12 protein-coding genes are annotated in these 15,539 nt (G+C 38.4%); 5 read left to right on the forward strand and 7 right to left on the reverse strand.

The window, feature by feature from the left end; genetic code table 11:
* Positions 1 to 21 precede the first annotated feature (21 nt).
* Together TW85_RS15080 and TW85_RS15085 are read left to right on the forward strand one after the other, a co-directional pair.
* A complete protein-coding gene (locus TW85_RS15080; RefSeq protein ID WP_046017967.1) occupies positions 22 to 513 on the forward strand; it encodes a peptidylprolyl isomerase in 492 nt (163 codons plus the stop codon).
* 11 nt (positions 514 to 524) lie between these two features.
* Positions 525 to 1,331, forward strand: a complete 807-nt coding sequence (locus TW85_RS15085) for a UDP-2,3-diacylglucosamine diphosphatase (protein ID WP_052702232.1) — start codon at positions 525 to 527, stop codon at positions 1,329 to 1,331.
* A gap of 53 nt (positions 1,332 to 1,384) precedes the next feature.
* Here TW85_RS15085 and TW85_RS15090 read toward each other — a convergent pair whose 3' ends face one another.
* Together TW85_RS15090 and miaE are read right to left on the reverse strand one after the other, a co-directional pair.
* The gene (locus TW85_RS15090) at positions 1,385 to 1,684 is read right to left on the reverse strand and encodes a hypothetical protein (RefSeq protein ID WP_231870307.1); all 300 of its coding nucleotides are present in this window, start codon (positions 1,682 to 1,684) and stop codon (positions 1,385 to 1,387) included.
* Positions 1,685 to 1,775: 91 nt separating this feature from the next.
* On the reverse strand, positions 1,776 to 2,381 hold the full coding sequence (gene miaE / locus TW85_RS15095) for a tRNA isopentenyl-2-thiomethyl-A-37 hydroxylase MiaE (protein ID WP_046017970.1): 606 nt from the start codon (positions 2,379 to 2,381) through the stop codon (positions 1,776 to 1,778).
* Between the two features lie 88 nt (positions 2,382 to 2,469).
* On the opposite strand from miaE, the gene TW85_RS15100 reads away from it, so the two are divergent.
* On the forward strand, positions 2,470 to 4,203 hold the full coding sequence (locus TW85_RS15100) for a formylglycine-generating enzyme family protein (RefSeq protein WP_046017971.1): 1,734 nt from the start codon (positions 2,470 to 2,472) through the stop codon (positions 4,201 to 4,203).
* A 234-nt stretch (positions 4,204 to 4,437) separates the two neighbouring features.
* The gene (acnB, locus tag TW85_RS15105) at positions 4,438 to 7,038 is read left to right on the forward strand and encodes a bifunctional aconitate hydratase 2/2-methylisocitrate dehydratase (RefSeq protein WP_046017972.1); all 2,601 of its coding nucleotides are present in this window, start codon (positions 4,438 to 4,440) and stop codon (positions 7,036 to 7,038) included.
* 110 nt (positions 7,039 to 7,148) lie between these two features.
* Here the strand turns inward: acnB and raiA are convergent, their stop codons facing one another.
* A complete protein-coding gene (raiA, locus tag TW85_RS15110) occupies positions 7,149 to 7,547 on the reverse strand; it encodes a ribosome-associated translation inhibitor RaiA (RefSeq protein ID WP_046017973.1) in 399 nt (132 codons plus the stop codon).
* 288 nt (positions 7,548 to 7,835) lie between these two features.
* Here raiA and TW85_RS15115 point away from each other — a divergent pair, with 288 nt between their 5' ends.
* Positions 7,836 to 9,971, forward strand: coding sequence for an FAD-dependent oxidoreductase (locus TW85_RS15115; protein ID WP_046017974.1), 2,136 nt, complete (start codon positions 7,836 to 7,838; stop codon positions 9,969 to 9,971).
* A gap of 61 nt (positions 9,972 to 10,032) precedes the next feature.
* On the opposite strand, the gene TW85_RS15120 is transcribed toward TW85_RS15115, so the two are convergent.
* From TW85_RS15120 to TW85_RS15135, 4 genes are all read right to left on the reverse strand, one after another.
* Positions 10,033 to 10,749 carry a YebC/PmpR family DNA-binding transcriptional regulator gene (locus TW85_RS15120; protein WP_046017975.1) on the reverse strand — a complete coding sequence of 239 codons (717 nt, stop codon included), beginning with the start codon at positions 10,747 to 10,749 and terminating at the stop codon, positions 10,033 to 10,035.
* A 94-nt stretch (positions 10,750 to 10,843) separates the two neighbouring features.
* Complete coding sequence (locus TW85_RS15125; protein WP_157196959.1) at positions 10,844 to 11,806, reverse strand: hypothetical protein; 963 nt, start codon at positions 11,804 to 11,806, stop codon at positions 10,844 to 10,846.
* Between the two features lie 135 nt (positions 11,807 to 11,941).
* Positions 11,942 to 13,693, reverse strand: a complete 1,752-nt coding sequence (locus tag TW85_RS15130) for an ABC transporter ATP-binding protein (RefSeq protein ID WP_238326226.1) — start codon at positions 13,691 to 13,693, stop codon at positions 11,942 to 11,944.
* On the reverse strand, positions 13,686 to 15,470 hold the full coding sequence (locus tag TW85_RS15135; protein ID WP_046017978.1) for an ABC transporter ATP-binding protein: 1,785 nt from the start codon (positions 15,468 to 15,470) through the stop codon (positions 13,686 to 13,688). The genes TW85_RS15130 and TW85_RS15135 overlap by 8 nt, the downstream gene beginning before the upstream one ends.
* Positions 15,471 to 15,539 lie beyond the last annotated feature (69 nt).

A 15,539-nucleotide genomic window follows, 5' to 3' on the forward strand; every position in this document is an offset into this window, starting at 1 on the left:
TTTAATGAATAAGGAAAGACCATGATCGTACTTCATACAAACTTCGGTGATATCACACTAGAGCTTAATCATGAAAAAGCACCAATTACTGCAAAGAACTTTGAGCAATATGTTGCAGACGGTTTTTATGACGGTGTAATCTTCCACCGTGTTATCAATAACTTCATGGTACAAGGCGGTGGTTTTGAACCAGGCATGAAGTCAAAAGAAACTAAGGCATCTATTGAGAACGAAGCAGACAATGGTCTAGCTAACGAAATTGGTTCTGTTGCTATGGCTCGTACTATGGATCCTCACTCTGCTTCAGCACAGTTCTTCATCAACGTTGCTGATAACGCTTTCCTAAATCACACTGGAAAAAATGCCCAAGGTTGGGGTTATGCGGTTTTTGGTAAAGTTAGTGCTGGCATGGATGTGGTAAACAAAATTAAAGAAGTACAGACAACGAGCAAAGCAGGTCACCAAGATGTGCCAGCTGAAGATGTTATCATCGAATCAGCAGAAATCGTTTAACACCTAGTTTGATGATTCATTACTTCATATCAGATTTACATCTAAGTGATAAACGCCCGGATCTCATCCAGGCGTTTATTTCCCTCACCAATATTCTTAAACATGAATCCAAAGCTAATTTAGATAACCAGCACCAGTTACATATTGTTGGAGATTTCTATGAAGCATGGATTGGTGATGACTACCAAGCTCCTTGGAATGACTTAATTGAGCAATGCTTAATCGAACTATCTAATGCTGGCTGTGAAGTTCTTGTTTACCATGGCAACCGTGATTTTCTACTAGGACAAACATGGGCTAATAGAGTTGGTGCTAAGTTAATCAAAGATGATCATCATCTAGATTACAACAATAGAAAAGTATTCATTTCTCATGGCGATCAGGCTTGTTTAGATGATATTAAATATCAAAAGTTCAGAAGTATGGTGAGGCAAGAGCAATGGCAGCAACAAGTATTAAGTATGCCATTGGAGCAGAGAATCGCTTTAGCATCTCAACTTAGAGAAGATAGCAAACAATCTAATAGTGAAAAAATGCTAGATATTATGGATGTGAACTTTGAAGAGATTGAAAGGCTAATGAGTTTCAATCAATCAAACCTAATGATTCATGGGCACACTCATAGACCTAATTTGCACACACAAGATAAAGGTAGTCGCTTAGTGCTGGGTGATTGGGATAAGACTGCATGGTTTGCCATACTGAATGACTCAAGCTTAACACAGTACAATATTGAACTAGAGTCACTTGAGTCTTGCTCTACCGGTCTAAAAGAATTGTTGTTAAAGGCAAACAAAGCACAAACATTGAAGCTTTAGCACTTTCCTGATGCTAAACCCTAGTAAGCGGGGTTTAGCTCATAAGCTGCTGATTAGAGGTGAAGTAAACCTTTCACCCAATCTGTTTCTTTGCAATTACGAGAACGTGAAAACTCTAAATTCCTTTCGTAAAGTGATGCTACCGCTCTAAAAAAAGCGTTATTTACTAGCATTGGCGACAATTCGACGCCATGTTCAGTCCACCAATGATGTTGCGCCTTATTCGTTAAGGTCTGATAAAGATAATCTAGCTCAATTGATCCTTGATAGATCTCATCGAGATTTACGGCAGGATCACTTTGAGAAATTTGAAGAGCTAGCCAGTAAGTCACATCCGCTAATTGGTCTTTCATAAAACTCTCTCCAACTATGGTCTCTAAACTCAGTGTAGCAGCCATTTAATCCCATATAGAAGTTTTTTATGAATTGATTTTTAAGGCTAAATTAACTTGGTGGACCACTATGGATTCTGAACTCAGTATCAGGTTCAGTAATTAAAGCCTGCTCTAACTCACGAAAAAATTGCACACGTGAACTAATATCTTCACCTGAATATTCCTCTGCTAAAGCAAGATAATCCTCAAAATGACGTGCTTCAGATTTTAATAAAGATAGGTAAAACTTGCTCAACTCTTCATCAAGGTGAGGAGCTAAAACCGCAAAACGTTCACACGATCTCGCCTCAACAAAAGCACCAATAATAAGAATATCAACCAACCTAGCTGGCTCATGAGTTCGAATATGCTTTCTTAACCCTTCAGCATAACGCGATGCACTCAAATGAACGTAATCAACCCCCCTGCCCTTCATGATCTTATGAACTTGCTCAAAATGCAGTAGCTCTTCACGAGCTAGTCGAGACATTTTATGTAACAAATTATCGCGATCTACATAGCGATACATAAGGTTCATAGCCGTTGAGGCTGCTTTCTTTTCGCAATGTGCATGATCTACCAACATTAAAGTTTGATTCTCAATTGCCCACTCTACCCATGCTTTTGGGGACTCACAGGGTAAGAATTTTGATAATTCTGGATATGCGGATAACATTTCCCTACCTTTTCTTTCTAAAAAACGAGATTATACTCTATTACACTTACTAAACGCAGCAACGTCTTGATTTGGATGCAGTTTTACGATGAACAACATTATTGAACCGGCACAGTTAAAAATAGGCCTTCGTGTCGGTATCGAACTTGACCCCTACGTACTAAACCATCCGATTGGAAATGGGCAAGCAACATGGATTGCAGATCAAGGCGGACGTCCTTTTGTCCTTAGATTTTTTCAGCCTAATAGAGGGCAGCTTGAGCACTTTTTATTAAATGCCCGTAAATACGCAGGCATTAAGCATCCATCTATTACACCTAATTACCCACCATTCAATTCACCACTTTGGGTGTATTCTATTTCATCTGTATGCGGTGGGGAAAAACTTTTCAGCTATTTAGGTAAATATCCTGATGGAGCACCATTAAACGTTGTTGTAAGTTTGTTCGACTCAATTGCCAAAGGGCTAGATAAAGTACACGAAAACAATCTTTGTCATGGTCATTTGGACTTAAGTTCAGTGCAAGTTGTTAACGGTCTCGGCATCATGATTGGTTTCGGTAGTTATAACTGGATGACAAATATTAGTGAAACCGAAATGGATTTCAGATTTGCGCCGCCAGAATACCTAAAGCCAAAACATGACTTTACTCCAGCAGCTGACAAATACGCTTTTATGCGTTTGATTTTATCTGCCTTACTTGGTGAATCTAAAATCGACAGCGAGCTCAAAGTAAACAATTTACCAGATGAAATAGACCAACTATCCCACGACACTTGGAAAAAAATTAAAAAATGGTCTCGCCCAGCACAGAGACATAGACCAAAGTCTCTCGTTGAAGTTGTCCGTATTCTTCGAGCAGATATGTATACCAATACAAAAACCAAAGCAGTCAAGCCAAAAAGCTTAGCAACTAACCCAAAGCGTAAGGCGATAGCAACAACTGCAGTGGTAACTGTCATTGCAGGAGTTTCACTCAGTGGCTGGAACCCATTCCAAGAAACGGAAATCCCTGTTAAAAAAACTGAACCTGCCAAGGTAGCTGAAGCACCAGAGCAACCAAATTTTGAAGAGTTACCCGCAATTTTAGAAGAGCCTTTAAAAGTTGAAGGTAAAGCACCTCAAGTTATTAAACTGTCACCTGCTATTTTTACCATGGGCGATAGTCAGGGTATTGGTGATGATAATGAAAAGCCTGTTCACCAAGTTGATATTCCTACCGGATTTTATCTAAGCCGTTACGAAGTAACTTTTGATCAATTTGACAAATTTGCAAATGAAACCAATAGAGAGCTTCCCCCAGATAATGGCTGGGGACGAGGTAATAGACCTGTTATTAATGTTAGCTGGTACGATGCAAAAGCCTATGCTGCTTGGTTAACAGAACAAACTGGTCAGGAATATCGACTTCCAACAGAAGTTGAATGGGAATACTCCGTTCGGGCCAATTCAGAGACATCTTATTGGTATGGGAACGAGATGCAAACTGGCTATAGCGTTTGTGATGATTGCGGAAGCCAGTGGGACGGCCGATCAACAGCACCAGTTGGTAGCCAAATAAGCAACCCATTTGGATTATTTGACATGCATGGCAATGTTGCAGAATGGATTGAAGATTGTTACCACGATTCATATGCGGGCGCTCCAAGCAACAATAGAGCCTGGCTAAGCAGCGACTGTCCTAGCAAAGTAATCCGTGGTGGATCTTGGTATGACATACCAAGAGTTGGTCGAAGCTCTACCCGTTATCGCGCTGACCCTAACTTAAAAGCAAGCAATTGGGGCTTTAGGGTAGTGAGAATCATTCGTAATGACATATAGATATGTCGTTTTAAATAAGCAATGGAAATACCACTCATTCTGAATTGTTATGGCTATTCAGCAGTTTTCTAACTCGTATTGCTATAATATAACGCCAGAAAATAGGTAAATCGAAGTTGTTGATTTTATATATCCATACTTAAGACGCTTAATCTGAGTAGCAACTTATTTAACATCAACTTTATTCATTTGTGTTTGTAATATCACAGATGTCGAAAACTAAGGGGATTTATTTTGTTAGAAGCATATCGTAAACATGTTGAAGAACGTGCATTAGAAGGTATTCCACCACTTGCACTTGATGCAGAACAAACTGCTGCATTAGTTGAATTATTGAAAAATCCACCTAAGGGCGAAGAAGAATTTATCGTTGATCTTCTTACTAATCGTATTCCCGCTGGTGTTGACCAAGCGGCTTACGTAAAAGCAGGTTTTTTAGCGGCAATCACAACAGGCGAAGTTGAATCACCTCTTGTTTCTGCAGAGCTTGCAACTGAATTGCTTGGTACAATGCTGGGTGGTTATAACATTCAACCACTGATTGCTTGCCTAGAAAATGACACACTAGCGCCAATTGCTGTTAAAGCACTATCTCACACTTTGCTAATGTTTGACGCTTTCCATGACGTTGAAGAAAAATCAAAAGCTGGAAACGCATTCGCCACTCAAATCCTTGAATCTTGGGCTGCCGGTGAATGGTTTACATCTAAACCAGCTCCAGCTGAAAAAGTAACGGTTAAAGTATTTAAAGTTACTGGCGAAACAAACACTGACGACTTATCTCCAGCACCAGACGCTTGGTCTCGCCCTGATATTCCATTACATGCCAACGCTATGTTGAAAATGGAACGTGAAGGTATCAATCCTGACGATGATGGTACTTTAGGACCAATTAAACAAATCAACGAACTTAAAGATGATGGCATTCCATTAGCTTATGTTGGTGATGTTGTTGGTACTGGCTCAAGCCGTAAATCTGCAACTAACTCTGTTCTATGGCACATGGGTGATGATATTCCTTTCATCCCTAACAAACGTGCTGGCGGCTTATGTATTGGTAGCAAAATAGCACCTATCTTTTTCAACACTATGGAAGATGCAGGCGCACTACCTATCGAAGCTAACGTTGAAGATTTAAATATGGGCGACGTTATTGACGTTTATCCATACGAAGGCGTTATCAAGAAAGCAGGCACTGATGATGTAATCACTGAGTTTGAACTAAAAACTAACGTGATTCTTGATGAAGTTCGTGCTGGCGGCCGTATTCCTCTTATTATCGGTCGTGGATTAACGACTAAAGCACGCGAATCTTTAGGCCTTGGTGAAACTGATTTATTCAAAACACCTGTCGCTAAAGAAGATTCTGGTAAAGGTTACACGCTAGCACAAAAAATGGTTGGTAAAGCGTGTGGCGTTGAAGGTATCCGCGCTGGCGTTTACTGTGAACCTAAGATGACAACTGTTGGATCTCAAGATACAACTGGCCCAATGACTCGTGATGAACTGAAGGACCTTGCTTGCCTAGGCTTCTCTTCTGACCTTGTTATGCAGTCTTTCTGTCATACAGCAGCATATCCAAAACCTGTAGACGTTAAAACTCACCACACACTTCCAGATTTCATCATGACACGTGGTGGTGTTTCCTTACGCCCAGGTGACGGTATTATCCACTCTTGGTTAAACCGTATGCTACTACCAGATACTGTTGGTACTGGTGGTGACTCTCACACTCGTTTCCCTCTAGGTATTTCCTTCCCTGCTGGTTCTGGCCTAGTAGCTTTTGCTGCAGCGACAGGTGTTATGCCGTTAGATATGCCTGAATCTGTATTGGTTCGCTTTAAAGGTAAAATGCAACCAGGTATCACACTACGTGACCTAGTACACGCAATCCCTTATCAAGCTATCCAAGAAGGTCATCTGACTGTTGAGAAGAAAGGTAAGAAAAATGTTTTCTCTGGCCGAATTCTTGAAATTGAAGGCCTTGAAGATCTAACTGCTGAGCAAGCATTCGAATTATCTGACGCATCTGCTGAACGTTCTGCTGCGGGTTGTACTATCAACCTTTCTGAAGAATCAGTTGCTAATTACCTTAAATCAAACATCGTTATGCTACGCTGGATGATTTCTGAAGGTTATGGCGATCCACGTACGCTAGAGCGTCGTGCGAATGCAATGGAAGAATGGTTAGCTAACCCACAATTGATGCGTGCTGATGCCGATGCTGAGTACCACACTATCATCGAAATTGATCTAAATGACATTAAAGAACCAATCGTTTGTGCTCCAAATGACCCTGATGATGCTCGTTTACTTTCATCGTGCGTTGGTCAAAAAATTGATGAAGTTTTCATCGGTTCTTGTATGACTAACATTGGCCACTTCCGTGCAGCTGGTAAGCTTCTAGAAGCAGCAGGTACTGTTGTTCCTACTCGCCTATGGGTTTCACCACCAACTAAAATGGACGCTGAACAATTAACTGCTGAAGGTTATTACAGTATCTTTGGTAAAGCCGGTGCTCGCATGGAAATGCCTGGATGCTCACTATGTATGGGTAACCAAGCGCGTGTTGCAGACAAAGCAACCGTAGTTTCAACGTCTACACGTAACTTCCCTAACCGTTTAGGTACAGGTGCAGATGTATTCCTAGCATCAGCTGAACTAGCATCTGTAGCGTCACTACTAGGCAAGCTACCGACTCCTGAAGAATATTTAACTTATGCTGATAAAATTAACAGCATGTCTTCAGAGATCTACACTTATTTGAACTTTGATAAAATGGGTGAATACGTTAAGAAAGCCTCTTCTGTTATCGCAACAGATGCTGCGCAATAATTAACACAGATCGATAAAAAAGGCCTCTTATGAGGCCTTTTTTACATCTAGCATTTATATGCAGGCATAAAAAAGCCCCTAATAAGGGGCTTTCACTTTTTTACAGAAGCTTATTGAAGCACTTCCCTCTCAACAAGTTCGTTAAATTCTGCTTGATATTCACGTTCAAATAATGACTCGTGATCTTTGGCATTGCTTTTATGTACTTTACCGACACTGTGTCTGGCCTTGTATTTGGTAAGTTGTTTTTCTAGCTTTGCAACTAACATATCTAGTGCTGGGCTAATTTGTTTATCTGTTTTAACGGTAGCAAATAGGTCATGGCCAGGAATATGAACGCTGGCTTCAACAATTAGTTTATTTGTTTCATGTTTTTCGGAATTGAGTATGACTTTAATTGTCGTAATTTGATGATTAATTTTACTTAAACTATCCATCTTATCTTTAACTAGAGATTGGACTTCTTGGCCTGATGTTACATGGTGACCACTGATATTAAGTGTATACATATAATCTATTTCCTTTTTCTATTTAACTAAAACTTACTTTGCTTACCATTTGCTCCTTTTCAATGCTGTTACTAATAACCTATGGTTTATAAGGCACAATTTCAACCCATTTTTTAAATTCTTTTTGCTCTTTATGTTTCATTTTGATGAAAAGGTTAATTTATTTTGCTTTAACAAACATAATTTGAACTTGTTTACTTTGCCATAGTCATAAAGGTTATGTAAAAAAAATGTAAAATTGCACTCAGCATTTACGCTATATCTCATTGATTACTTTCAGGAACCTACATGAAAAAAAGCAAACTTCTAATCCTCTTACTCTTTGCCATCATGGTGTCTGTTTTCGTTATTTTTGATATACAGCAATATTTAAATCTTGATGCTCTAAAATCTCAACAGGATTATTTTTCACAACTTAAGCAAGAGCATGCCTTTCTCATTGCAGCAGGCTTCTTCTTGTCTTATGTTTTAATTACAGCATTGTCCTTACCAGGTGCAGCAATATTAACCTTAGCTGCTGGTGCTATCTTTGGTTTATATCAAGGTTTACTCATTGCTTCTTTTGCAAGTTCGATCGGTGCCACTCTAGCCTTTCTTGCATCAAGATACCTATTTAAAGACGCCGTCCAAACTAAATTCTCGAATCAATTAAGGGCCTTTAATAAAGGCATTGAAAAGGACGGTGCTTTCTATTTATTTACATTGCGATTGGTACCTGCTTTCCCATTTTTTGTTATTAACCTATTAATGGGTTTGACTACGATAAAAACAAAAACTTTCTATCTTGTTAGTCAGATTGGCATGCTTGCTGGCACTGCCGTATTTGTAAATGCGGGTACTCAACTTGCTAAAATTGACAGTTTATCTGGCATTTTATCCTTTGATTTATTCTTGTCATTTGCCCTATTAGGTATTTTACCGATTGCGGCTAAAAAAAATGTTGAAGCAATTAAATCCCGTAAAGCCTTCGCCCATTTTAAAAAGCCCAAAAAATATGATTATAATTTAGTCGCAATTGGTGCAGGTGCAGGCGGTCTAGTGAGTACTTATATCGGCGCTGCAGTGAAAGCAAAAGTAGCATTAATCGAAAAGCATAAAATGGGTGGTGACTGCCTAAATACCGGCTGCGTGCCAAGTAAGGCTTTAATTCGTTCTGCTCATGCAGCCCAAGAAGTAAGAGATGCGAGTCATCTAGGGGTTAATACAGAATCTGTTAGTATCGACTTTAACCAAGTGTTTGAAGGCATAGACAAGGTTATCAAACAGGTTGAACCACACGACTCTATAGAACGCTATGAAGGCCTTGGGGTCGAATGCATCGCTGCCACAGCAAAAATAATCTCACCTTACGAAGTTGAAATTGATGGTAAGGTAATTACAACTAAAAATATCGTAATAGCAACGGGTGCAAGACCTTTCATCCCAAATATAAAAGGGCTGGAACTTGTTAACTACCATACTAGTGACACTATTTGGTCTATACGTGAAAACCCAGGGCGTCTTATTATCCTAGGTGGAGGCCCTATTGGGAGTGAGCTTACCCAGTCATTTAATCGTTTAGGTGCTGAGGTAACGCAGATTGAAAGAGGCCCAAGAATCCTACCGCGTGAGGATGATGACGCATCATTATGGGTAACAAATAAGTTTAAAAATGAAGGCGTTAACCTATTAACTTTACATGAAGCAAGTGAAGTGATTCTTGAAGGTGATGAAAAAATCTTGCTATGCAAACACAATGACCAGATAGTAAGAGTTCCTTTTGATAACCTTTTAATTGCTGTCGGTAGAACGCCAAACACTAAAGGATTAGGTCTTGAAGAGTTAGGCGTTGAAACGACAGCTAACGGCGCATTAGTAGTCGATGATTACTTAAGAACAAATATTCCAAATATATTTGGTGTCGGTGATGTTATTGGCTCTTATCAATTTACACATACTGCCGCCCATCAAGCTTGGTTTGCGGCCGTCAACGCTTTATTCGGTAGCCTTAAAAAGTTTGCTGTCGACTATCGTGTTATTCCTTGGGCAACCTTTACCGACCCAGAAGTTGCAAGAGTGGGACTAAGTGAAGATGAAGCCAAAGCACAGGAAATCCCATATGAGATCGTTAAATTTGATTTAGAAGAACTAGACCGAGCCATTGCAGATCGTCAAACAGATGGCTTTGTGAAAGTGCTCACAGTACCTGGAAAAGACAAAATTTTAGGTGTGACAATTGTCGGCAACCACGCCGGAGATCTTATCGCTGAATATGTTCAAGCAATGAAGTATGGCTTAGGGCTTAATAAGATACTTGGAACAATACATATCTACCCAACTATGGCTGAAGCAAACAAGTATGCGGCTGGCGAGTGGAAACGAGCTCACATTCCAGAAAAAACGATGTCATGGCTAAAACGCTTCCATACTTGGCGCAGAAATTAATTAAAATGAAAAATAAAAAAACCAGCAGAAGCTGGTTTTTTTATTTCTAATAACTCAAAAATTAAAGTTCTACATTATGATAAATGTTTTGAACATCATCTAAGTCATTTAGCATATCAACAAAACGCTCAAAGTTTTCCATCGCATCTTCAGCAATCGGAGAAACCGTTTGTGGTAAAAACTGGATTTCATCTACATCAAACTCAATTTCACCAAAAGTTTCAAGTAATGCGGTTTTTGCTTTGAAGTAATCCGTATTAGGAGCGAAGACAGTCACTTTACCTTCTTCGTTTTCAATATCAGCAACATCAACATCAGCCATCATGAGCGCATCAAGTACAGCTTCTTCATCATCGCAAGCAAAGGACAAAATAGCGCTATGGTCAAACATATGACTCGCACTACCTTGAGTTCCGATTTTACATTTAACCTTGTTAAAGCAGGTTCTAACATCACCAAAGGTACGATTAGGGTTATCTGTTAGACAATCAATAATGACCATACAGCCACCAGGACCAAAACCTTCATATCGTGCGGTATCAAAATCTTCACCACCGCCACCTTTTGCTTTATCTATGGCTTTATCAATAACATGTGTTGGCACCTGATCTTTTTTTGCTCGCTCAATCAAACCGCGCAAAGAAAGGTTACCATTTGGGTCTATACCGCCCGATTTCGCACATACATAAATTTCACGTCCGTATTTACTATAAACTTTTGCCTTGGCATCAGATGTTTTTGCCATGGACTCTTTACGGTTTTGGTAGGCTCTACCCATTATTCTGCCCTATTCATATACATAGAAAGGCGTTTATTTTACAGATAAGCTCTTGTCTAGGAAACCTATTTAAGATTTCATTCTCAACTTTCGTTTAATGGCCGTCAATATTGGTAGCTTTAGATTCATGTTCTTGTTTAGTGTTTGATATATCACGCATCGAATTCACTATGCATTGAGACTTTAAATTAGTCTCTTTAGCAATATCACTCAACTCGTTTAGCTTCATTTTAACATCTTGGGCTATCTCAGCTTGCTCTAACGCCAGCTCATTCGTCAATTTACTAGCACCATCAAAATCATTTAGATAATCATTAATTTCGGGTATCTGTCCATCTTTTGGCACCAATAATACTTGGCTAATTATGCTATTTACCTTTGCTGTTCTTTTATCTGTTTCCAAAAGTAATTTGTCGATAGCTTTTGCTATCTCCTTCGTTAAGGTATCTGCCTTTATTGATAATAAGTCTAATTCTTTAAGTAATGTTTGTGCTGCTGGAACATTAACGTGAAAGTTATCAATATTCTTTTGCGTATCAAGAATAATTGTATTAATCCTAACCATTAAACTATCAATGACTTGGTTTGTTTGAGCAATAGAGGTTGCATTCACCTTAAGTCTTGACACTTCATCTTCAAGCCGACTTAGTTCACATTTTATTACCGCATCAAAAATAGAAAGACTTGAGTTTAATGGTAGGTTGGGTTCACTTTGACCAGATGGGATACCATGATTCAACTTAGTCTTGGTGGCTATATTTGCCTCACTACTTTGATCAACAGAACGAAAACCAAACACAGGGATAATTTGCTTTTCAAACAAGCTAAATATCACGTTTGAGACAATAAAAAAGCCTAAAATCGCCATTAAAAAACTACTAAGCAGCGGCGAGCTAGTCAAACCTTGATAAATATTATCGAGAACAGGACTTTCATTCCCAAAAAATGAGGTTCCAAGCTTTGATTCCCTTACCTGTAGAAAAATCAAAGCACAAAATAGAGATATGCTAATCACAAGAGTATAGCGATGAAGCTTTTTATTGAAAATTTTGCGCATGGCTAAGTCCATTTTTCCAAAGATAACAATCCTTTTAATCATTTGATTAAAAGCCGAATGACTCTCTAGAAATATAGAACATAATGGAATGATATCTAGCTCGAATAATGAAAGAAATCTTCAAATAATGTAATTTTATTTTTTCTCAGCATTTACCAAATTTGCGTAGGTTCCTCCTAACTTAACTAAGCTCTTATGGTCACCGACTTCTATTACCTTACCTTTGTCTAGCACCAGAATCTGATCCGAGTTTTGAATAGTACTTAATCTATGAGCAATTGCGATAAGGGTTTTCTCTTTAAAAACCTGCTCAATTGCCTTTTGAATCATCTGTTCTGTAACTGAATCGATTGAGCTTGTAGCCTCGTCCAGTAACACAAGATGGCTTTGTGTTGCCATTGCTCTTGCGAACGCAATTAACTGACCTTGACCAGCTGATAAGTTGCCACCATTATCTGTAATTTGAAATTGATAATCGCTAGGTAATGAACGAATAAAACCATCTGCAAATACATATTCAGCAGCTTCTTTGACCTTATCAAGGCTGATATTATTTCTTGCTAAGGAAATATTAAATTCGATGCTTTCGTTAAAAAGGTACACTTCCTGCTGCATCAAAGAATAAAAGTCCATTAATTGGTTTTTATTGATATCTTTTAGTTCAAATCCGTTAAGTTTAATGCTGCCCTCATAACCAACATAGACTTTCGTTAAAAGGCGGATAATGGTTGACTTACCCGAACCAGTGCTACCGACAAGCGCTATTTTCTCACCTTTATTCAAGTTAAAAGATACTCCGTTTAACACATATGGCATATCCTGTTTGTACCTGAAAAAAACATTGTCAAAAACTAGGTTTTGAAACTCACGTCCATTAAACCCTTCTTCTGAAGTTGTCACTTTATTATTGGATGATTCAGTTTCTTGTAGATAAAGCCCTTCTATATTGTTTAAAGCGGCAACAGCTCTTTGAATAGAGGCGATTTGCGAAGTGAAATCACGGATAGGTACAAATATTTTATCTAGTGTTTGTATAAAGCCAATTAAGACCCCCACTGACAATGAGGTTAACAGAATTTCATTCGCACCATACCAAATAATAAGGCCCATACTAATGGTTGTAATGCCTTCAATAATCGAAAAAAGACTTGCATCAATCAAGTTAGATTTAGACTGATGCTTAAAGAAAATCTTAGTAAAACCTTGATATTTGCTTTGGCTCTCACTCTCAGCATTGTATAACTGAACCGTTTTAATCCCCTGTAAGCTTTCTTGCAAATACCCCGTACTTTTCGACAAAACACGCCTAGACCCAAGATGAGACTTTTGCAGGCTACGTCTCAAACGACTTGTAATCCAATACATAGGTGGCGCAATAATCAAAGTCAGCAATGTTAGTTTCCAACTAATACTGGCTAAGAAAATAAAGAGTGCAATGGTAACTAGAACATCCTTAACCATCGCCAGAACCCCAGACGCTAGAGACTCAGTAATCGCCTCTAGATCACTAGTGATTCGTGTCAATACACTTCCCATTGGGGTTTTATCGTAAAATGATTTCGGAAAATGCAAAACTCGATCGAAAAGGTCCTTACGTATATCGGTAATCGTTTGCAAAGCGGCTTTTTGAACAAAGTAGTTATAGAAAGAACTTGATAAATAATTACAGATAAGAACAAGCACAATAAGGCTTGTCCAATAACTCATTCCTTCCCACTGCTTCAAAACCAATTGCTGGTCAATAATTTGAATAATCAGCCAAGGAAACGCAATATTGCAAAATACCGAAATGGGTACAGGCAAAAGCCCTAAAAAATAATCTTTTCGATAGGCTTTAATAAAAGGCAGGAAGTGCGCAAAAGCCCCTAACCAGCTATATTTAGACAAGGGCAGCTCCAACATTTTCTTCTGTTTGTAATGATTGCCAAGTGTTCCTATAAAATTCAGATTCCTGCATCAGGTTTGCATGACTACCAATTGCCAGAATTTCACCTTCTTCCATAACTAGAATTTTATCCACTCTTTCAAGAACCGCCTGTCTATGAGACACAATCAAACAACTTAATTCGTTCTCTTTACTTAATAGCTGGTTTAACAAGAACCTTTCGGTCTCATTATCTACAGCTGATAGCACATTATCTAAAATCAAAAGCTCACTATGGGTATAGATACCACGCGCTAAACTGATCCGCTGCTTTTGACCACCCGATAATAGAATCCCTTTCTCCCCTACTATCGTTTCTAAACCTTGGCTAAAGTTTTGAACTTCTTGTGCCATTGCACTTTGCTTTAACACTTGATTAATTGGCTGTTTGATTTTTTGCTCTTCAGCCCCAAATTCAATATTATTTTTTAAGGTATCTGAGAATAGAAAAGGGTCTTGAGTTACCGTTCTTACAAGCTGCCTAAGCGCTTGTTTAGTGATTTTAGTAATATCTATATCATCAATATAAATCGACGCTTTATCGACTTCATTAAAGTGGTTAAGGCAATTCACTAAGGTTGTCTTACCGCTACCAACTCGACCTAATAAAGCAACTTTCTCTCCTTTAAAGATTTCAAAGTTAATATTTTTAAGTATTTGCTTTTTGGCTTTATCACTTTCTTCTGTGGAAGGTATAGAGAGATCAGGATAGGAGAAATTTAAATTTCTCACCTTGATGACTTCTTTGAACTCAGCTGACTTATTCAAACCTTCATCAATTTTCGTTTCTTCAGATAAAATTCTAGACATACTTTTAAGGCTAACTAACCCCATTTGTATCGTGGCAATCAACCTTCCAAGAGACATCATAGGCATAGCAAATAGTGCAGCATAAGTTAGAAAGGCGGTTAACTGCCCTAAAGTTAACTCTGACCTGATTAGCATTAATCCGCCCAAAGACAAGATTAATATTTTTACGCCCGCATCTGTGTACTCCAGTAAAGGAATAAAAAAGCTACGAATGCGAAGTTGCCTGATAGAGAGATCTAAAACAGCTTGGTTATCTTCATCAAATTTATCAACAACCCAAGGCTGTATTTGATGAGACTTAATCACCTCTACGCCATTTAGATAATTCACTGTCTGAGTCGATAATGACTGAAGGTGATGCATTCTTTCTTTTAGTAATTGGCGCATTTTATTAATGGCATGATTAACGATAAAAAATGACAATATGATGGGCGCTAAGCAATAAAGGGTTAAACTTGGTGAGATCTGCCACATTTTTAACGGTGTCATAGACAAGGTAAACATGATGTTAAAAATATTCATCATGCCAACACCAGCCATAGCACGAATACCATTAATGTCGTTATTTACGATTGAAATAAGACCACCGACAGGATTTTTTTGGTAAAACCCTTGTTGCAGCTGGGTAAGCTTAGTAAAAGCGTCATTTTTAATTTCCTTTTCGACCAATCGTCCCGGATTAAAAAACAACATTCTAGAAATGGTACGGCTTAGCATCATCAGTAAAGCAAAACCAATAACATAATAAATATTCGAAACCAGTAAATCATACTGGTCTAATGTCACCTTTGTCAGGATATCAATGCTATTACCAATATAAATTGGAATATTAACCGCGAGCCAGTTTGTCGAAAATAAGAAGGCAATACCCAGTAAATATGAGTACTTATGCACTAATACATAGCTAAAAAACAGCCTTAGTTCTGCCAAAATGATAAAAACCTATATGGGATAATAAAGAGTATGCTACATGCAAATGTATACATTTTGATTATACGT

It is taken from the genome of Marinomonas sp. S3726, from assembly GCF_000967665.1.
Taxonomy (GTDB): Bacteria; Pseudomonadota; Gammaproteobacteria; order Pseudomonadales; family Marinomonadaceae; genus Marinomonas.